We start from the raw sequence: 19,046 nt of genomic DNA on the forward strand, positions 1-19,046 counted from the left end.
TTGAGAGTGCCACAACTCCATGATCTTCGGTCGGGCCGTTACGCGGCCCGGTAACGCGGGAAAGCGCCCGCACCGGCGTACCGGGCGGCGCTCTCCAGCTGCTCCTCGATGCGCAGGAGCTGGTTGTACTTGGCGACGCGGTCCGAACGGGCCGGGGCGCCGGTCTTGATCTGGCCACTGCCGACCGCGACCGCGAGGTCGGCGATCGTGGTGTCCTCGGTCTCACCCGAACGGTGCGACATCATCGTCTTGAAGCCGGCCCGGTGGGCCAGGTCGACCGCGTCCAGCGTCTCGGTGAGCGAGCCGATCTGGTTGACCTTGACGAGAACCGAGTTGGCGGCGCTCTCCGCGATGCCCCGGCCGATGCGGGTCGGGTTGGTCACGAACAGGTCGTCGCCGACGATCTGGATCTTGTTGCCGAGCTGAGCGGTCATCGCGCTCCAACCGGCCCAGTCCTCCTCGGCCAGCGGGTCCTCGATCGAGACGATCGGGTACTCGTCGACCAGCTTGGCGTAGTAGGCGATCAGCTCGTCCGTCGACTTGGGCGAACCCTCGAAGACGTACGCCCCGTCCTTGTAGAACTCGGTGGCCGCGACGTCCATGGCCAGCACGATGTCCGTGCCCAGGGTGAAGCCGGCCGCCTTGACCGCCTCGGCGATCAGGTCGAGCGCGGCGGCGTTGGCCGGCAGGCTCGGCGCGAAGCCGCCCTCGTCGCCGAGACCGGTCGACAGGCCCTTCTTCTTCAGCACCGACTTCAGCGCGTGGTAGACCTCCGCGCCGGTGCGCAGCGCCTCGCGGAAGGTCGGCGCGCCGATCGGGGCGATCATGAACTCCTGCACGTCGACGTTCGAGTCGGCGTGCGCACCACCGTTCAGGATGTTCATCATCGGCACCGGCAGCAGCGCCGCGTTGGGGCCGCCGAGGTAACGGAACAGCGGCAGCTCGGCCGACTGCGCGGCGGCCTTGGCGATCGCCAGCGAAACGCCCAGGATCGCGTTCGCGCCCAGTTCCGACTTGTCGGCGGTGCCGTCCAGGTCGAGCATCTTCTGGTCGATCAGCCGCTGCTCGCTCGCTTCGTACCCGATGAGCTCGTCGGCGATCTTGTCTTCGATGTTGGCAACGGCCTTCTCAACGCCCTTGCCCAGGTAACGGCCCTTGTCGCCGTCGCGCAGCTCGAGCGCCTCAAACGCGCCGGTGGAGGCGCCCGAAGGCACCGCGGCGCGGCCGACCGTTCCGTCGTCCAGCCCGACCTCGACCTCGACGGTCGGGTTACCCCGGGAGTCGAGAATCTCGCGGGCGACGATCGCTTCAATGGTGGCCATGTGTGGTGTCGCTCCCCTTCATAAGGCTGCAGGTCTTCGACCGCGACCTTGCGGCCGACCACGGCACTGAGCGTATCCGGGCCCGGGATCGGGCGTACGGGGGGCCGGTGAACTTATGCCGGATGGCTAAGGATCGGGACTTAAGTGCCGAACACCCGGGCACTATGAGCGCTCCGACTCTCCCGCCGGATGGGTCATACCTCGAGATGACCTCGTACGGCGAAACGAACCCCGAGGTACGAGTGGTGCACGCCTCCGGGACGGTGATCACACTCTCCCTGGCGATGGCCCACGTGCCTCCCGCGAATTCGACGGTGGAACTGCGCTGGGCTGCGGCTCCGCGCGGCCGGTACGCCCAGCAGGGGTACGTGCTGGCGGTCGACGGCAACCGGGTGGAGGTCCGCTTCACCGGCCACCCGGCGGTGCTGCAGAGCCGCTCCTACGTGCGCGGCGGCGGCGGGGAACCGGTGGTGATGAGCCGCCCGGGACACCAGGACGCGGCCGGCACGGTGCACGACATGAGCGAGCGGGCGGTCCGGGCGCACTTCACCGACGTCGAGCTGTACCCCGGCGACGAGATGACGCTGAGTATTCAGGTCGGCGACGAGGTGGTGTCGTTCCCGGCCACCACCTACAAGGTCAACTCGATGCGCCAGCAGGTGCCGGTGCGTGGCCCGCTCTCGGTGGAGATGGTCGCCGTCTTCGACGACCAGGAAGAAGTGCAGGCCCGGGTGATCCGGCGGTACATCATGCGGAACCAGCTGATGCATCGCAACCGCGGCAACGACTGAGTCGGATTCTCGTTTGCGCCCGGTTGCACGGGTAGGCAAGGGTGTCAGTCGTGCCCTTCCGTCTGCGCCTTACCGTCACCGGTCTCGCAAGCGTCGCGGTGCTGCTCGGCGCGACCGGGTGCGCCGGTCTCGACCAGGCCAGCGCGGCCGGCATCAGCCGCGACGACCTGGTCTCGGAGATGGCCACCCAGCTCGCCCGGGTGACCGGACTCACGTACACGGCGACCTATCAGCTCGCCGGCGGCGACACCGCGACCGTGACGCAGGCCCAGAAGCCCGCCCGGACGTCATATGTCTATCCCGGCGGCCGGCTCCTCGAGCAGACCACCGGCACCACCCGCTGCACCGGCGACACCACGTTGAAGTGCACCCGGACCGACCCGGCGCCGGCCACCGCGGCCCCGCTGACCGGCAGCACGCTGATCACCCCGGAGGCGGCGCTCGCCCTGCTCAACACGGCCTCCCTCGACCAGGAGGTGGAGGCGGTGCCGCACGACACCACGATCGCCGGGCGACACGCCACCTGCCTCGATCTCAAGCAGGTCGACGGCACGCCCACGGCCGAGTTCGGCATCTGCGTCACCAATGAGGGCGCGCTGGGCAGCTTCACCGGCACGATTGCGGGTCAGCGCTTCGAGCAGGCCCTGACGGCGTACCAGGAAAAGGCCCAGCCGGCCGGCTTCGACCTGCCGGGCTCGGCGCAGATAACGGACCGGCGCTCTCAGACTTTCCGGTAACGGGCCTGTACCACCGAGAACACCCCGTAGGCCGCGATCCCGAGCGCGGTAACCACCAGCAGCCACGTGCCGTAGGGCTGGGCCGCCATCGCCCGTAGCGCCGCATCGAGGCCGCGGGCCTTGTCCGGGTCGTAGGTGACGGCCGCGGCCACCAGCAGGACGCCGGCGATGGCGTAGGCACCGCCCTTGGCCGAATAGCCGACCTCGCCGAGCCGGCGCACGACCTGGCGGACCTGGGTGGTCATCCGGGACGTTCGCAGGTGCTTCTCGAACTTCTTGGTCAGGCCGTAGATCGCCAGGCCGACACCGATCGCGGCGACCACCACCCCGATCGCCGCCACCGCGAGCCGGCCGCCGCCGGACACCATCAGGTCCTGGCTGGCCTGCTCCTGCAGGTCGGCAGTCGACTTGTTCTTGCCGCGCAGCACCTTGATGCCGGTCCACGCGAGGTAGGTGTAGAACGCGGCCCGGCCGGCCGACGCGACCCGCTCGTAGACGCGATGCCGGCCCCGTTCGCCACGGTGACCGATCGCCGCCTCGAAGACCTGCCAGATCACCATCGCGGTCAGCCCGACCACGAGCAGCACGATCAGGGCCGCACCGTACGGCTTGGTGGCCAGGTGGTGCAGCGCCCCGGACTGGTCGCCGTCGGCCGGGGCGGTGCCGAACGCGATGCGCAGGATCAGCCACGCGAACAGCACGTGCAGAACGCCGTAGCCGACCAGCCCGGCACGGGCCAGTCGCTCCAGCCAGGGGTTGTCGGCGGCTTTGTGGGCGTGCGAGGTCAAGGAGGCCACCTCCTCCTCTTGACCTGTGGATCTATCGGCTAAACGCCCAGCAGCGTGCGCAGGTGGCGCGGCGGCGGGGAGCCGTGCGCCAGCATGGCGTCGTGCCACGCCTTGGGGGTGGCGCCGAACGGGCGGGCCGCGGCGATCTCGGCCACCTCGGTGTAGCCCACGAAATAGGTGCTCAGCTGAGTGGACGTGAGCAGCGCCCGGCGCCACTTGCCGGCCGCCTCGCCCTCTTCCTGGAAGCCGCGGACGGTCATCAGCTCCATCGCCTCGGCCTCGGGCAGGTCCGCACAGTGGACCAGCTGGTCGATGATCGCGTTGAGACACATCCGCAGCTGCATCTTCAGCTGCTGCAGGCGCACCGGCAGGCCACCGAAGCCGAGGCCGGCCATCAGCTCCTCGGTATAGGTCGCCCAGCCCTCGCAGAACGGGCCGGACCAGCCGAGCGCCCGCACCCGGGTCTCGGCCCGGAACCGCCGCGCGTGCGCCAGCTGCAGGAAGTGGCCGGGCATCGCCTCGTGGACGGTCAGGTCGCGGATCATGTGGTCGTTGTACTCCCGGTAGAACGACTCGACCCGCTCCGGGGACCAGCCGGCCGGGGTCGGCGAGATGCAGTAGAACGTGGGCACGTCGGCCGTCTCGAGCGGGCCGGGCGGGTCGCAATAGGCCACCGCGACGCCGCGGGCGAACTCGGGCATCTCCTCGATCACGCACGGGTCGTCGAGCAGGGTGAGGATGTCGTGCTCGCGGACGAACGCGGTCGCTTCCTCCATCGTCACCTTGGCCAGGTCGACGATGGTGGCGTCGTCGGGGTGGTCGGCGGCGAGCTTGTCGAGCGCGCGACGGACCGTCTCGTCGCTCTCCGGCCCGCCCACCAGCTCGGCAGCGGCCGCGCGCAGCTCCGCGCCGACCCGGTCGAGCCGCTCCCGGGCCCGGGACAGCACGTCGGCGGCGGGCAGCTCGGTGTCGAGGGTGTGCCAGAGCCGCGCCTCCCACAGCGGGCGGCCCAGGCGTGGATCCCGGCCCGGCTCGCCGCTCTCCAGTCGGGTGTGCAGCCAGCCGTCGAACTCGCTCAGGGCGGCCAGTGCCGCTGCGGCGGCCGGCTCGACCGCGCCCCGCATGCTCGGTTGCTGCGCGATGAGCGCGGGCAACTCGTCGCGGATCAGCGCGGCTGTGCCGGCGAACTGGCCCACCGCGGTCTCGGCGTGAATGCGCGGCACGTCGCGCAGCACCGCCCGGGCGGTGGCCAGCGCGTCGGGAATCGCCGCGAGCCGGCCGCCCATGCTGGTCAGTCGCTCCTCGACCGGCGCGAACTGGCGGGCGATCAGCGCGTGCAGCAGCGGGCCCGGGTTGTGGTGCAACGGGTTCCACTCGTGCTCGCGCACATCGGTCAGCTCGAAGAGGTCGCGCTCGACCATCGCCGCGAGAATCGCGTGGTCGGCCTGGTCTTCCGGGCCGAACGACTCGGGATCGATGCCGGACAGCGAATCGGCGGCATCGCGCAGCATGCTCACCCGCTCGGAGAGCGCACCCGGCGACAGGTCGGGCAGGCGGTCGTCATAACGGTGGTCGCCGGCCTCCGAGGCGATCGCGGGATCGCTCTGCAGGATGGCGTCGACGATGCGCTCAGCGAGGGGCACGAACTCCGGCATGCCGAGAAAACTACTCGGCGGGTCCGACATTTTTCTGCTCGGCGCTCCGCACTTCTTCCGCGTACTCCAATGCGGCCCGCCGCAATTCCGCCTCGGCGTCCACCCCGGCGGCGCGCGCCTCGGCCACCACCCGGAACAGCGCCGGGCCGAGGTCATCACCGCCGGGCAGGGGTACGCCGAGGCCGGCGCGCTCGGCCCGCTGCAGGATCTTGGCGGCCAGCGACAGCGCCGGCTGGCTGAGCGCGATGCCGTCGAGAACCGAGTCGCGGGACTTCTCGGCCTTCTTGATCCGCTCCCAGTTCTCGGTGATCTCGTCGATGCCGGTCACCTCGGCCCCGGCGAAGACGTGCGGGTTGCGGCGGACCATCTTGTCGACCAGGTCGCCCGCCACGTCGTCGATGCCCCAGGCCGCGCCGTCCGGGATCTCCTCGGCCAGCCGGGCGTGCAGGACCACCTGCAGGAGCACGTCGCCGAGCTCCTCGCGGAGAGCGCCCAGATCGTCGGACTCGATCGCGTCGAACGCCTCGTAGGACTCTTCGAGCAGGTACTGGGCCAGGGTGCGGTGGGTCTGAGCCCGCTTCCACGGGTCACCGCCCGGGGAGGCCAGGCGGTCCATCACGGTCACCGCGTCGAGCAGGCGGGCGCCGGGCGGATCCCAGGAGCCGTACATGAGTTCCAGCTCGGCCCGGTCCGGCTCGCGGGTCAGGCGCAGCCCGAGCTGCCGGGCGAAATCCTGGTCACCGGCCGGCCCGGAGAGCCAGACCACAGCTTCCCGCCCGGCGAGTTCGGCCAGCAGCCGCTCCGGGTCCGGATCGACCACCGTCACCGGCACACCGGCGTGCCGCAGCGCGTCGGACTGCTCGGACTCGGCCGCGGTGAACACCGGGAACTGCCGGACGGCGTCCCAGGCAGCCGCGGTCAGCAGACCGGCCGGCAGGCGCGGCGAGGTGACCAGCAGGACGATCCGGGCGGGCACCTTTAGGAAACGGCGCTGACCGGCACGGACTCGTCCGCACCCAGCGGGACGCTCACCAGCGGGCGCACGGCGCCGTTCTGCGTCTGGAACTGCAGCACCGGGATGCCGAGCGGCTGGTAGCGCGGGTTGACCGTGATGTTCATCGGCGCGGTGATCTCGGCGATCTCCTGCCGCACCGCGGTGGCGGTCTGCACCAGTTGCTTGTTGGAGTCGGGCAGGCTCTGCTTGAACTGGTCGAACGAGTAGCCCTCGACCTGACCGTTCTCCGAAAGCACGTCGTAGACCTCACGCAGGTCGGCGTCGGTAGACGCCGGCGGGTTCTTCACACCCTCGCGCAGCAGCCGGACGTAGGTGTCGGCCTGCGCGTAGAGCTTCACGAACTCGGTGGTGGCCGGGACGTGCAGCGACGTGGCGTACTCGTCGTAGGACAGGTCGGCCGGCAGCGACACACTCTGCTGCTTGGCCACCTTGGCCAGCACGTCCGAGCTGACCAGGGTGCGCACCACGTCGGTGCGGGTGATCGGCATGGTCACCGGCGCGGCCGGGGCCGGCCCGGCGGCCTCGACGACCGCGTCCTGCGCCTCGTCCCACACATCCTGCACACGGGACTCGGTGATGCGAACATCGCCAAGGTAGGCGGCCACCGACGGCGCCGACCGGCAGGCGGAAAGCCCGGCCACGGCCAGTGACGCGACGACGGCGACGGATGCGAGTCGGCGAGCACGCTGCATGGCCTGACTCTCTCACGCCCGCTGTGACCCACGCCGCCGACCCCCGGAAAACGGATCAACCGCCTACCGCGGCCTTGATCGGGATCTCGCCCAGGACGTCTTTCAGGAGCTGGGCGCACCACTCGAGCAAGGTTTGGTCTCGTAGGGGCTCGCCGCCCATCCGGCGGGTGGCGGGGCGGGGGACGCTCACCTGGTCGGTGGCCTGTTTGTAGACGGAGTCGGGGTGGTAGCGCTTCAGGCGCATCTGCTTGGAATCGGGCAGCGGGAGCGGGGAGAAGCGGATGTGCTTGCCCTGCATCGAGACATCCGTCAGGCCGTAGGCGCGAGCCACCTGGCGGAAGCGGGCGACCGCGATCAGGTTGGCCACCTGGGTCGGGGGCTCGCCGTAGCGGTCGGTCATCTCGGCGACCACCTCGTCGAGCTGCTTGTTTTCGCGGGCCTCGGCCAGCTTGCGGTACATCTCCAGGCGCAGGCGTTCCACCGAGATGTACTCGACCGGCAGGTGCGCGTCGATCGGGAGGTCGATCTTGACCTCGGGCTCCTCCTCGGGGCGTTCGCCCTTGAAGGCCGCCACGGCTTCGCCGACCATGCGCACGTACAGGTCGAAGCCGACGCCCTCGATGTGGCCGGACTGTTCGCCGCCCAGTAGGTTGCCGGCGCCGCGGATCTCCAGGTCCTTCATCGCGACATACATACCGGCGCCCAGCTCGGTGTGCTGGGCGATGGTGGCCAGGCGCTCGTGGGCGTGCTCCGTCAGCGGCTTCTCGCGCGGGTAGAGGAAGTAGGCGTACGCCCGTTCGCGGCCCCGGCCGACCCGGCCGCGGATCTGGTGCAGCTGGGCCAGGCCCAGCAGGTCGGCGCGTTCGACGATGAGGGTGTTGGCGTTCGGGATGTCGATGCCGGACTCGACGATCGTGGTGCAGACCAGGACGTCGAACTCCTTCTCCCAGAAGCCGACCATCACCTTCTCCAGCTGTTCCTCGCTCATCTGGCCGTGCGCCACCGCGACCCGCGCCTCGGGGACCAGCTCGCGCAGCTTGCGGGCGGCGCGGTCGATCGACTCGACCCGGTTGTGCAGGTAGAAGACCTGGCCGTCGCGGAGCAGCTCGCGGTGGATGGCGGCGGCGACCTGCTTGTCGTCCTGCGCGCCGACGAAGGTGAGCACCGGGTGGCGTTCCTCCGGCGGGGTGGCGATGGTGGACATCTCGCGGATGCCGGTGATCGCCATTTCCAGGGTGCGCGGAATCGGGGTGGCCGACATGGTCAGCACGTCGACTGAGGCGCGCAGGGCCTTGAGCTGTTCCTTGTGCTCGACGCCGAAGCGCTGCTCCTCGTCGACGATGATCAGGCCGAGGTTCTTGAACTTGGTCGAGTTGGACAGCAGGCGGTGGGTGCCGATCACGATGTCGGCGGTGCCGTCGCCGGCGTGCTCCAGGGTCTGCTTCGCCTCGGTCGGGGTCTGGAACCGGGACAGCTGCTTGATCTGGATCGGGAACTGGTTCATCCGCTCGGTGAACGTGTTGAAGTGCTGCTGGGCCAGCAGCGTCGTCGGCACCAGCACGGCCACCTGCTTGCCGTCCTGCACCGCCTTGAACGCGGCCCGCACGGCGATCTCGGTCTTGCCGTAACCGACGTCGCCGCAGATCAGCCTGTCCATCGGGACGGCCAGCTCCATGTCGTGCTTGACCTCGGAGATCGCGGACAGCTGGTCGGGCGTCTCGGTGTAGGGGAAGGCGTCCTCCAGCTCGCGCTGCCACGGGGTGTCGGGACCGAACGCGTGGCCCTGCGACGACTGCCGGGCCGCGTAGAGCTGGATCAGCTGGGCGGCGATCTCGCGGACCGCCTTGCGGGCCCGCGCCTTGCTCTTCTGCCACTCGGCGCCGCCCATCTTGTGCAGCGTCGGCTGCTCGCCGCCGACGTAGCGGGACAGCTGGTCGAGCTGGTCGGTCGGCACGTAGAGCCGGTCGCCGGGCTGGCCGCGCTTGGACGCCGCGTACTCGATCACGATGTACTCGCGGTCGGCGCCGTTCACGGTGCGCTGCACCAGCTCGACGTAGCGGCCGATGCCGTGCTGCTCGTGCACGACGTGGTCGCCGGGCTTCAGCTCGAGCGGGTCGATCGTGTTGCGCCGCCGGGACGGCATCTTGCGCATGTCTTTCGTGGAGGCACCGCGGCCGCCACTGATGTCGTTGCCGGTGATGACGGCCAGCTGCGAGGCCGCGTCGACGAAACCGTGGTTGAGCCCGCCGCAGGTGATCAGCACCTGGCCGGACTCGATGGCTTTCTCGATGGAGTCGACCGGGGTGACCCCGACGCCGGCGTCGCGCAGCACCTCGGTGGCCCGCTGGGCGGTGCCGTGCCCCTCGAAGATCAGCGCGACCGCCCACCCGGCCGCGACCCACTCGGTCAGATCGGCGGTCAGCCGGGACGTGTCGCCGTGATAGAGCGGCACCGGCTGGGCGGCGAGCGCGATGGCGTCGCCGAGGTCGGGAGAGACCGCCACCTCGGGCACGGCTTCCAGCCACGGCTGGTCGTCGGCGGGCGCTTCGGACGTCTCGGCCAGGCCGAACGGCGAGACGGTCCACCACGGCTGGGACAGGGTCGCGGCATGTGCGCGTACATCAGCAAGGGTTTTGAAGGCGGCGGCGCCGACGTCGATCGGCGCCTGGCCGCCGACGGCGGCCGCGGCCCAGGAGGCCTCGAGAAATTCATTGGAAGTGCGGGTCAGGTCGTGCGCCCGGGTGCGGATGCGCTCGGGGTCGCAGAGCACCACGTGGGTGCCGGCCGGCATGCAGTCGAGCAGCAGCTCCATGCTGTCGGTGCCGTCCAGCAGCGCCGGGGCCAGCGACTCCATGCCCTCGACCGGGATGCCCTCGGCCAGCTTGTCGAGAATTTCCGCCAGCTCCGGGTGCGCGGCGGCGATCTGGGCGGCCCGGGCGCGGACGTCGGGCGTCAGCAGCAGCTCGCGGCAGGGCGGCGCCCACAGCCGCTGGACCGGGTCGATGGTGCGCTGGTCGGCGACCGCGAAGGTGCGGATCTCCTCGACCTCGTCGCCCCAGAACTCGACCCGGGACGGGTGCTCGTCGGTGGGCGGGAAGACGTCGAGGATGCCGCCGCGCACCGCGAACTCACCGCGCTTGGTGACCAGGTCGACCCGGGCGTAGGCCATGTCGGCGAGCCGCCGGGCCACGCCCTCCAGGTCGGCCGACCCGCCGGTGACCAGCTCCACCGGCTCGAGGTCGCCGAGGCCCTTGAGCTGCGGCTGGAGCACGCTGCGCACCGGCGCCACGACCACTCGCAGCGGCCGGCCGGCCGGGTGGGCGAGCCGGCGCAGCACCGCGAGCCGGCGGCCGACCGTGTCGGAGCGCGGCGACAGCCGCTCGTGCGGCAGCGTCTCCCAGGACGGGAAGACGGCCACCCGGTCGGGGTCGATCAGGCAGCCGAGCGCCTCGGCCAGGTCGTCGGCCTCCCGGCTGGTGGCCGTCACGGCGAGCACCGGCCGCTCGGCGCCACCGAGATCGGCGCCACCGGCCACGGTGGCGACCACGAACGGCCGCAAGGAGGCAGGCGCGGTCAGGTCGAGCGAGTCGGAGTCGACGAAACCCTTACGCGCGAGGTCGCGGGCACGAGCGAGCCCGCGGTCGCGCAGGGCCGCCGGAATCAGGCCGGAGAGCTGCATGGTGATGACCTCACGAACACGTCGAATAACCCCAGCGTCCGGCGGGACGGGGGTATGCGGACGAGTCTAGTCCGGCCCTCTGACATTTACGGGTCGGACAACATGTCCGGTATAACGGTCGATATCCGGAGAATAGTCCCAGCGAGTTGTAAGGCTCCCAAGGAGGCAACGTGCGGATCCTGCTGCTCGTTACGGCGTTCAACGGACTGAGCCAGCGGGCCTGGTGCGCGCTGCGCGAGGCCGGGCACGACGTGAGCGTGCTGTTCGCGACCAGCGAGGCGGACATGATCTCGGGGGTGCAACGGGCCGACCCCGAGTTGATCATCTGTCCGTTCCTCAAGGACCGGGTGCCGGCCAAGGTCTGGCAGAGCCGGCGGACCGTGATCATTCACCCGGGGCCGGTCGGCGACCGCGGACCGTCCTCGCTGGACTGGGCGATCGCCGAAGGTGCCCGCTCCTGGGGGGTCACCGCCTTGCAGGCCGTCGAGGAGATGGACGCCGGGCCGATCTGGGCCACCCGCACGTTCGCCCTGCCGGCCGCGCCGCCGCGCAAGTCGTCGCTCTACAACGGGCCGGTCGCGGACGCCGCGATGGAGTGCGTCCTGGAGGTGGTCACCAAGGCGCACGACCCGGCCTTCACCCCGGTGCCGGCCGGCCCGGGGAAGGCCCGGCCGCTCATGCGCCAGCCCGACCGCACCTTCGACTGGTCCGACCCGACCGAGCAGATCGTCCGGAAGATCCGGGCCGCCGACGGCGCCCCGGGCGTGAAGACCGAGGTCGGCGGGCTCCCGGTGTTCGCCTACGACGCTCTGCCGGGCCTCGGCCGGGGCGGGCACCCCGGCCAGCTTCTCAGCCGCCGGCAGGGTGCGGTGCTGGTCGGCACCGGGGACGGCAGCGTCTGGCTGGGACATCTGCGGCCGGCCGACCCGGGGCACGGCCGGGCCGGCATCAAGCTCCCGGCGACCTCGCTGCTCGGAGCGCGCCTGCGCGGGGTGGTCCACTCGCCGCTGCCGGTGGGCAGCGAGCCCGAGCATCCCGGCACCTATCGGCAGGTGCGCTACCGGCGTACCGGGGCGGTCGGCTGGCTGGCCTTCGACTTCTACAACGGCGCGATGGCGCCGGGGCACTGCCGGCGGCTGATCGCCGCGCTGCGGCACGCGGTCGCGCAGGACACCGAGGTGCTGGTGCTGCGGGGCGGCACCGACTCGTTCAGCAACGGCATCCACCTCAACGTCATCGAGGCCTCGACGGACCCGGCCGGCGCGGCCTGGGTCAACATCCGGGCGATCAACGAGGTCTGCCGGGAGATCATCACGTGTACCCGGCAGGTGGTCATCGCCGGATATGCCGGCAGCGCCGGCGCCGGTGGCGTGATGCTCGGCCTGGGCGCCGACATCGTGGCCGCTCGCGACGGAATCGTCCTGAACCCGTACTACGACATGGGGCTGTACGGCTCCGAACTGCACACGTTCACACTGCCGCGGCGGGTCGGCGCGGAGTCCGCGCAACGGCTGATCGACGAGAAGCTGCCGGTCAGTGCCGCCCGGGCCCGGTCGATCGGCCTGGTCGACGAGGTGGGACCGCGCCACCCCGACGCGTACGCCGACTGGCTGGCCGCCCTCGCCGAACGCGAGAGTGAGGTGCGCACCGCGCGCAACCGGCGCCAGGCCAAGGCGAGGCGGCTTGCCGCCGAGAGGGTCCCCATCGAGGTGTACGAGGCACAGGAACTCGCCGAGATGAGCCGGGACATGTACGCCGACCGGTCCGGTTTCGCGGCCGCCCGGCTCGCGTTCGTCCGCAAGGTGAAGGCCACCGAGACCCCCGCCCGCCTGCTGCCGCCCACCCCGGCCAAGGCTGCCCCCAAGTCCCGGCGGACCGCTACGCTTCGTCCGGCGGTACCCGTCTCAGCGTGACGGATCCGTGAGACTTGCCTCAATTCACCCGGCCCCTAGGCCGCGCCGATAGCATCGGCAGAGTCGGGGACAGCGCCGTCCTTGAGCACCTGATTGCCATAAGGAGCGCCCCGATGACCGACCAGCCCGGCCACCTCGACCCCGAAGGCCCGGACGCCGCCCTGCGCGCCGATATCCGGCGAATCGGCACGCTGCTCGGCCAGACTCTGGCCCGGCAGGAAGGCCGTCCGCTGCTCGACCTGGTCGAGGAGGTTCGTGCCCTGGTCCGCCAGGACGCCGCGGCCGCCGCCGACCGGCTCGCCGCGATGGACGTCACCACCGGCACCAAGCTGGCCCGCGCGTTCTCCACCTACTTCCACCTGGCCAACATCACCGAGCAGGTGCACCGCTCCCGTGACCTGCGGCGCCGCCGGGCGCAGGACGGCGGCTGGCTCGACCAGGCGGCCAAGCGCATCGCCGAGAAGGGCGTGCCGGCCGACGAGATCGCCGCCGCCGCCCGCCGGCTCGCCGTGCGCCCGGTCTTCACCGCGCACCCGACCGAGGCGTCCCGCCGCTCGATCCTGTCCAAGCTGCGGCAGCTGGCCGACGCGCTGGACGCCGAGGCGGCCGCCGCGGTTCTCTACGGCGCCTCTGACACCACCGCCTCGACCCGGCGGTTCGCCGAGCTGATCGACCTGCTGTGGCAGACCGACGAGCTGCGGCTGGACCGGCCGGACCCGACCGACGAGGCCCGCAACGCCGTCTACTACCTCCGCGATCTCTATGCGGAAGCCGCTCCCCAGGTGCTCACCGACCTGGCCGAGACGCTGCGCAACCTGGGCGTGGAGACCGCGCCGACCGCGCGCCCGCTGACCTTCGGCACGTGGATCGGCGGCGACCGGGACGGCAACCCGTTCGTCACCCCGGCCGTCACCCGCGACGTCCTGATGATCCAGCACGAGCACGGCATCCAGTCCGCCGAGAAGGCCATGGACAAGCTGATCGACGAGCTGTCGGTCTCCCGCCGGCTGCGCGGGGTCTCGCTCGACCTGTCCGCGTCGCTGGCCAAAGACTTGGACAACCTGCCCGAGGTCGCGCCGCGGTTCCGCAAGACCAACGCCGAGGAGCCGTACCGCCTGAAGGTCCGGGCGATCAAGGCGAAGCTGTCGAACACCCGGGAGCGGCTGCGCCGCGGCACCCCGCACGTGCCCGGCCGCGACTACCTCGGCAACGACGAGCTGATCAGCGACCTCGAGCTGATGCGCGCCTCGCTGGCCCGCAACTCCGGCCAGCTCACCGCGGTCGGTGTGGTCGCCTCGGCGATCCGCACGGTCTCCGCCTTCGGCCTGCAGCTGGCCACGCTCGACGTGCGCGAGCACGCCGAGAAGCACCACGAGGTGCTCCAGCAGATGTACGCACAGGTCGGCGAGGTCGAGGACTACGCGGCGCTGGACCGGCCCGACCGCACCAAGCTGCTCGCCGCCGAGCTGGGCGGGCGGCGGCCGCTGGCCAGCGCCGACACCCCGCTCACCGACTCGGCCCGCAAGACGTTCGACGTGTTCAACACGATCCGGGACGTGCAGGAGCGGTTCGGCCCGGACGTCATCGAGACCTACATCATCTCGATGACCCTCGGCGTCGACGACGTGCTGGCGGCGGCGGTACTGGCCCGCGAGGCCGGCCTGGTCGACATCCACACCGGCCGGGCCCGGGTCAACATCGTGCCGCTGCTGGAGACCCCGGCCGAGCTGGACGCCGGTGGCGAACTGCTGGACGAGATGCTCAACCTGCCGGCCTACCGGGAGATCGTCCGGGCCCGCGGCGACGTGCAGGAGGTCATGCTCGGTTACTCGGACTCCAACAAGGAGGCCGGCATCACCACCTCGCAGTGGCGCATCCACAAGGCGCAGCGCTCGCTGCGTGACGTGGCGGCCCGGCACGGGGTGCGGTTGCGGCTGTTCCACGGCCGGGGCGGCACCGTCGGCCGGGGTGGTGGCCCCACCCACGAGGCGATCCTGGCCCAGCCGTACGGCACGCTGGACGGCGCGATCAAGGTGACCGAGCAGGGCGAGGTCATCTCCGACAAGTACACACTGCCCGCCCTGGCCCGGGAAAACCTCGAGCTCACCGTCGCGGCCGTGCTGCAGGCGACCCTGCTGCACACCACCCCGTCGGTCGACCTGGAGCGGCTGGCCCGCTGGGACGACACCATGGACGTGGCGTCCGACGCCGCGTTCGCGCAGTACCGCACGCTGGTCCAGGACCCGGACCTGCCGGCGTACTTCTGGGCGGCCACCCCGACCGAGCTGCTCGGCCAGCTGAACATCGGCTCCCGGCCGGCCAAGCGGCCGAACGCCGACGCCGGCCTCGGCGGCCTGCGCGCCATCCCGTGGGTGTTCGGCTGGACCCAGACCCGGCAGATCGTGCCGGGCTGGTTCGGCGTCGGCACCGGCCTCAAGGCGGCCCGCGAAGCCGGGCACACCGAGCACATCAAGGAGATGGCAGCCGACTGGCAGTTCTTCAAGACGTTCCTGTCGAACGTCGAGATGATGCTGAACAAGACCGACCTGGACATCGCCCGGCGCTACGTCGAGACCCTGGTCCCGGCGAACCTCCACCCGATCTTCGAGAAGATCCGCGAGGAGTACGAACTGACCGTGCGCGAGGTGCTGGCGATCACCGGCGGTAACGACCTGCTGGCCTCGCAGCCCGAACTCAAGCGCACGCTCGGCGTCCGGGACACCTACCTGCTGCCGCTGCACCACCTGCAGGTCGCGCTGCTCCGGCAGTACCGCGATCTGGCCGACTCCGACAACCAGGCGTCCACCGGGCCGGGCGCACGCCGTGCGCCGTCCGACTCGACGGCGCTGGAGCGGGCGCTGCTCACTTCCGTGAACGGCATTGCGGCCGGGATGCGCAACACAGGCTGAGAGTGAGCTGAGAGACCCCGAGGCGTCTCTCAGGGTTCGTCCGGATCCGCAAGGGTGCGGGCTGTTCCTAGGCTGGGCGCGTGACCATCATCGCGACTCAGACGCTGACGAAGACGTACGGCGGTGGGGTAACGGCACTGTCCGACCTCACCGTCGACGTCGAAGCGGGCGTCATCGGGCTCGTCGGCGCGAACGGCGCCGGTAAGAGCACCTTTATCAAGATCATGCTGGGGCTGTTGGCGCCCAGCTCGGGAGAGGTCCGGGTGTTCGGGCTCGACCCGGTCACCGAGACCGACCGGGTCCGCGCGCGGGTCGGCTACATGCCGGAGAACGACTGCCTGCCGCCCGACGTCTCCGCCTCCGAGTTCGTCACCCACGTGGGCCGGCTCAGTGGCCTGCCCAAGACCGCGGCGCGCGAGCGGGCCTCCGAGGCGTTGCGCCACGTCGGCCTCTACGAGGAGCGCTACCGGCAGATCGGTGGCTACTCCACCGGCATGAAGCAGCGGGTCAAGCTGGCCCAGGCGCTCGTGCACGACCCCGACCTGCTGCTGCTCGACGAGCCGACGAACGGCCTCGACCCGGCCGGCCGGGACGCCATGCTCACCCTGATCCACCGGATCGGCACCGAGTTCGGCATCTCCGTGGTGGTCTGCTCGCACCTGCTCGGCGAGGTCGAGCGGATCTGCGACTCGCTCATCGCGATCGAGGCCGGCCGGCTGCTGCGCGCCGACCGGATCTCCAGCATGACCACGGCGTCCGATGTGCTCGCCGTCGAGGTCAGCGAGGGCACCGACGAGCTCGCCTCGGCGCTGCGCGCCCTCGGCTTCATCGTCACTCCGGACGGCCGGCAGCTGCTGGTCCCGCTCGAGTCCGAGAGCGCGTACGACCGGATCCTGCGCGCCGTAGCCGACCTCGACCTGCCGTTGCACCGTCTCGACCAGCGGCGTCACCGCGTCGCCGAGCTCTTCACCGCGAAGGAGACGGCCGATGTCTGACGCCGGCGTCATCCACGACATCGGGTACCAGCGCTACGAGGGTCCCCGGCTCGGCCGGGCCGCGGTGCTGGGCGCTCTCTACCAGCACGGGCTGCGGGCCACCTTCGGCCTGGGCCGCTCGGCCAAGTCCAAGATCTTCCCGTGGGGTGTGGCCGGGATCGTGCTGCTCGTCGCGGTGATCAACGCGGCGGTGCGATCACAGACCGGTACCTGGCTGTTCGACTACTACGCGTTCGACGACTCGATGAGCTGGCTGGTGATCTTCTTCGTCGCCATCGTGGCGCCCGAGCTGGTCTCCCGCGATCTGCGCTCCGGCGTGCTGCCGCTGTACTTCAGCCGTCCGTTGCGGGCCGCCGACTACGTCATCGCCAAGGTAGCCGCGCTGGTCACCGCGGTGTGGCTGCTGCTCGGCGTACCCCAGCTCATTATGTTTTTGGGGGGTGCCTTCACCTCCAAGACCGGCATGCGCGGGGTTTGGCACGAGGTCGGGCTGTTGTTGCCCGGATGGGCCTACAGCGTGCTGTGGGCGTTCGTCTTCGCCAGCATCAGCCTGCTGATCGCCTCGCTCACCGGTAAGCGCGCGTTCGCGGCCGGCGGCATCGTCGCGGTCTTCCTGATGACCGCGCCGGTCGTCGGCGTGCTCAGCGTGCTGCCGTCACGCACCGCCAACGACCTCGCCGGCCTGGCCAGCCCGATGAGCCTGATCTCCGGCGTCGAGGCCTGGCTACGTGGCCGCAACGACCTCGGCATCGACGTCGGCGACTTCGGCGTGATCTACGGCATCGAGGCGTTCTGCCTGATCACCGCGGGCCTGCTGCTCCTACTGGCCCGCTACCGGAAGGTGGCCTCGCTATGAGCGTCGTCGAACTGCAGAACGTCTCCCGCTGGTACGGCAACGTCGTCGCGGTCAACGACATCAGCATGACCTTGCAGCCCGGGGTGACCGGCCTGCTCGGACCGAACGGCGCCGGCAAGACCACGGTGCTGCACATGATGGCCGGGTTCCTGTCACCGTCGCGCGGCACGGTCACCATCGACGGCTCGCCGACCTGGCGCAACCCCGGCATCTACCGGCAGCTCGGCCTGGTCGCCGAGAAGGAAGCGGTACACGGCTTCCTGACCGCCCGGCAGTTCGTGGTGGCCTGCGCCAAGATGCAGAAGCTCCCCGACCCGGCGGCCGCGGCCCAGCGCGCCCTCGAACTGGTCGAGATGACAAGCGCGCAGGACCGCCGGATCGAGACGTTCTCCAAGGGCATGCGGCAACGCACCCGGGTGGCGGCGGCGCTCGTGCACGAACCGCAGGTGCTGCTGCTGGACGAACCGTTCAACGGCATGGACCCGCGGCAGCGCATGCACATGATGGAGCTGCTGCACTCGCTCGGCGACCGCGGCCACACCATCCTGTTCAGCTCGCACATCTTGGAAGAGGTCGAGCAGCTCTCCGGCCTGGTCCAGGTGATCGTGGCCGGCCGCCTCGCGGCCTCCGGCGACTACCGGCGCATCCGCCGGCTGATGACCAACCGGCCGCACGTCTTCGCCGTGCAGAGCTCCGACGACCGTCGCCTGGCGGTCGCGCTGATCGGCGAGAAATCGGTGAGCGGCGTCGAGATCGAGGCGGGCGGCCTCACCGTCCGCGCCTCCGACTACGGCAGCTTCACCCGCGCGCTGCCGCGCATCGCCCTGGGCGAGGGCATCCGGCTGCGCCGCCTGCTGCCGTCCGACGAGTCTCTGGAGAGCGTCTTCTCCTACCTGCTGGAGGCATGATGTCCACGGTCGCCTACATCACCGCCCGCGGCCTGTTCGGCCGCCGCCGGGTCCTGTTGCTGCTGCCGTTGCCGCTGCTGCTGGTCGGCCTCGCGCTGATCTGCCGCGCCTACGACGTCGACCCGACCCAGTGGGGCCAGGCCGTCGTGCAGGGCCTCGGCCTGGCCGTGGTCCTGCCGGTGATCAGCCTGATCGTCGGCACCGGCGTCCTCGGTTCCGAGGTCGACGACGGCACCATCGTCCACATCCTCACGAAGCCGCTCCCCCGCCGCGACATCATCCTGGCCAAGCTCCTGGTGGCCGGTGGCGTCTCGGCGGTGGCCGCGGCCGTGCCGCTGTTCATCGCCGGCGTCCTGGCCGACGGCGTCAAGTTCGGCGTGGCCCTGGCGGTCGCCGCGGTCGCCGGCGCGGTGGCCTATTCGGCGCTGTTCCTGCTGCTGAGCCTGGTGACCCGCCGCCCGGTACTGCTGGGCCTGGTCTACATCCTGGTCTGGGAGGGCCTGCTGGGCCGCTGGGTGAGCGGCACCCGAGTGCTGTCGATCGAGCAGTACGTCATCACGATCGCCGACAGGATGGCCCCCACCGGCATGCTCGACGGCAAGGTCTCCCTCCCGGTAGCCCTGGTGATGGCCGCCATCTTCGCCATCGGCGGCACCTTGTTCGCCATAAACCGCCTGGGCTCCTTCAGCGTCGCCGGCGAAACCAGCTGAGAATCAGTAGTAATCATCAATAATTGATCAATGACCGTACGGGCGAGCGCCGCTGGCTACCGCGCTCGCCTGTGCC

14 protein-coding genes are annotated in these 19,046 nt (G+C 70.7%); 8 read left to right on the forward strand and 6 right to left on the reverse strand.

Features of this window, described 5'->3' with window-relative positions:
* Window positions 1-38: 38 nt before the first annotated feature.
* A complete protein-coding gene (gene eno / locus Ate02nite_RS10135; RefSeq protein ID WP_203802681.1) occupies window positions 39-1,322 on the reverse strand; it encodes a phosphopyruvate hydratase in 1,284 nt (427 codons plus the stop codon).
* A 164-nt stretch (window positions 1,323-1,486) separates the two neighbouring features.
* Here eno and Ate02nite_RS10140 point away from each other — a divergent pair, with 164 nt between their 5' ends.
* Both Ate02nite_RS10140 and Ate02nite_RS10145 read left to right on the forward strand, forming a co-directional pair.
* Window positions 1,487-2,113, forward strand: a complete 627-nt coding sequence (locus tag Ate02nite_RS10140) for a hypothetical protein (protein ID WP_203802684.1) — start codon at window positions 1,487-1,489, stop codon at window positions 2,111-2,113.
* A 50-nt stretch (window positions 2,114-2,163) separates the two neighbouring features.
* The gene (locus Ate02nite_RS10145; RefSeq protein WP_203802687.1) at window positions 2,164-2,850 is read left to right on the forward strand and encodes a hypothetical protein; all 687 of its coding nucleotides are present in this window, start codon (window positions 2,164-2,166) and stop codon (window positions 2,848-2,850) included.
* Here the strand turns inward: Ate02nite_RS10145 and Ate02nite_RS10150 are convergent.
* From Ate02nite_RS10150 to mfd, 5 genes are read right to left on the reverse strand one after another with little or no spacing between them, the layout of a single operon-like run.
* Window positions 2,835-3,647 carry a DUF1206 domain-containing protein gene (locus tag Ate02nite_RS10150; RefSeq protein WP_203802690.1) on the reverse strand — a complete coding sequence of 271 codons (813 nt, stop codon included), beginning with the start codon at window positions 3,645-3,647 and terminating at the stop codon, window positions 2,835-2,837. The genes Ate02nite_RS10145 and Ate02nite_RS10150 overlap by 16 nt on opposite strands.
* A 29-nt stretch (window positions 3,648-3,676) precedes the next feature.
* Complete coding sequence (locus Ate02nite_RS10155; protein ID WP_203802693.1) at window positions 3,677-5,293, reverse strand: DUF885 domain-containing protein; 1,617 nt, start codon at window positions 5,291-5,293, stop codon at window positions 3,677-3,679.
* 10 nt (window positions 5,294-5,303) lie between these two features.
* Entirely contained in the window at window positions 5,304-6,269 is a 966-nt protein-coding gene (locus Ate02nite_RS10160; RefSeq protein ID WP_203802696.1) for a nucleoside triphosphate pyrophosphohydrolase, read from the reverse strand.
* A 2-nt stretch (window positions 6,270-6,271) separates the two neighbouring features.
* On the reverse strand, window positions 6,272-7,000 hold the full coding sequence (locus Ate02nite_RS10165) for a hypothetical protein (RefSeq protein ID WP_203802699.1): 729 nt from the start codon (window positions 6,998-7,000) through the stop codon (window positions 6,272-6,274).
* A gap of 55 nt (window positions 7,001-7,055) precedes the next feature.
* Window positions 7,056-10,679, reverse strand: coding sequence for a transcription-repair coupling factor (gene mfd, locus Ate02nite_RS10170; RefSeq protein ID WP_203802703.1), 3,624 nt, complete (start codon window positions 10,677-10,679; stop codon window positions 7,056-7,058).
* Window positions 10,680-10,849: 170 nt separating this feature from the next.
* On the opposite strand from mfd, the gene Ate02nite_RS10175 reads away from it, so the two are divergent.
* From Ate02nite_RS10175 to Ate02nite_RS10200, 6 genes are all read left to right on the forward strand, one after another.
* Window positions 10,850-12,592: an enoyl-CoA hydratase-related protein gene (locus Ate02nite_RS10175; protein ID WP_203802704.1), complete on the forward strand. Its 1,743-nt coding sequence runs from the start codon at window positions 10,850-10,852 to the stop codon at window positions 12,590-12,592.
* Between the two features lie 113 nt (window positions 12,593-12,705).
* Window positions 12,706-15,501, forward strand: a complete 2,796-nt coding sequence (gene ppc, locus Ate02nite_RS10180; RefSeq protein WP_203802705.1) for a phosphoenolpyruvate carboxylase — start codon at window positions 12,706-12,708, stop codon at window positions 15,499-15,501.
* Window positions 15,502-15,581: 80 nt separating this feature from the next.
* Window positions 15,582-16,496: an ABC transporter ATP-binding protein gene (locus tag Ate02nite_RS10185; RefSeq protein ID WP_203802706.1), complete on the forward strand. Its 915-nt coding sequence runs from the start codon at window positions 15,582-15,584 to the stop codon at window positions 16,494-16,496.
* Window positions 16,489-17,352, forward strand: a complete 864-nt coding sequence (locus Ate02nite_RS10190; protein ID WP_203802708.1) for an ABC transporter permease — start codon at window positions 16,489-16,491, stop codon at window positions 17,350-17,352. The genes Ate02nite_RS10185 and Ate02nite_RS10190 overlap by 8 nt, the downstream gene beginning before the upstream one ends.
* Window positions 17,349-18,260, forward strand: a complete 912-nt coding sequence (locus Ate02nite_RS10195; protein WP_203802710.1) for an ABC transporter ATP-binding protein — start codon at window positions 17,349-17,351, stop codon at window positions 18,258-18,260. Before Ate02nite_RS10190 ends, Ate02nite_RS10195 begins: the two co-directional genes overlap by 4 nt.
* Window positions 18,260-18,970, forward strand: coding sequence for an ABC transporter permease (locus Ate02nite_RS10200; RefSeq protein WP_203802712.1), 711 nt, complete (start codon window positions 18,260-18,262; stop codon window positions 18,968-18,970). The genes Ate02nite_RS10195 and Ate02nite_RS10200 overlap by 1 nt, the downstream gene beginning before the upstream one ends.
* The last annotated feature ends 76 nt before the right edge of the window (window positions 18,971-19,046 follow it).

Origin of the sequence: Paractinoplanes tereljensis, from assembly GCF_016862435.1 — a bacterium.
Taxonomy (GTDB): domain Bacteria; phylum Actinomycetota; class Actinomycetes; order Mycobacteriales; family Micromonosporaceae; genus Actinoplanes; species Actinoplanes tereljensis.

Bases quoted from the DNA above. Each gene is read 5' to 3' on its own strand.
- eno (WP_203802681.1), bottom strand. From the start codon at position 1,322: ATGGCCACCATTGAAGCGATCGTCGCCCGCGAGATTCTCGACTCCCGG.
- mfd (WP_203802703.1), bottom strand. From the start codon at position 10,679: ATGCAGCTCTCCGGCCTGATTCCGGCGGCCCTGCGCGACCGCGGGCTC.
- Ate02nite_RS10200 (WP_203802712.1), top strand. From the start codon at position 18,260: ATGTCCACGGTCGCCTACATCACCGCCCGCGGCCTGTTCGGCCGCCGC.
- Ate02nite_RS10140 (WP_203802684.1), top strand. From the start codon at position 1,487: ATGAGCGCTCCGACTCTCCCGCCGGATGGGTCATACCTCGAGATGACC.
- Ate02nite_RS10190 (WP_203802708.1), top strand. From the start codon at position 16,489: ATGTCTGACGCCGGCGTCATCCACGACATCGGGTACCAGCGCTACGAG.
- Ate02nite_RS10195 (WP_203802710.1), top strand. From the start codon at position 17,349: ATGAGCGTCGTCGAACTGCAGAACGTCTCCCGCTGGTACGGCAACGTC.
- Ate02nite_RS10165 (WP_203802699.1), bottom strand. From the start codon at position 7,000: ATGCAGCGTGCTCGCCGACTCGCATCCGTCGCCGTCGTCGCGTCACTG.
- ppc (WP_203802705.1), top strand. From the start codon at position 12,706: ATGACCGACCAGCCCGGCCACCTCGACCCCGAAGGCCCGGACGCCGCC.
- Ate02nite_RS10155 (WP_203802693.1), bottom strand. From the start codon at position 5,293: ATGCCGGAGTTCGTGCCCCTCGCTGAGCGCATCGTCGACGCCATCCTG.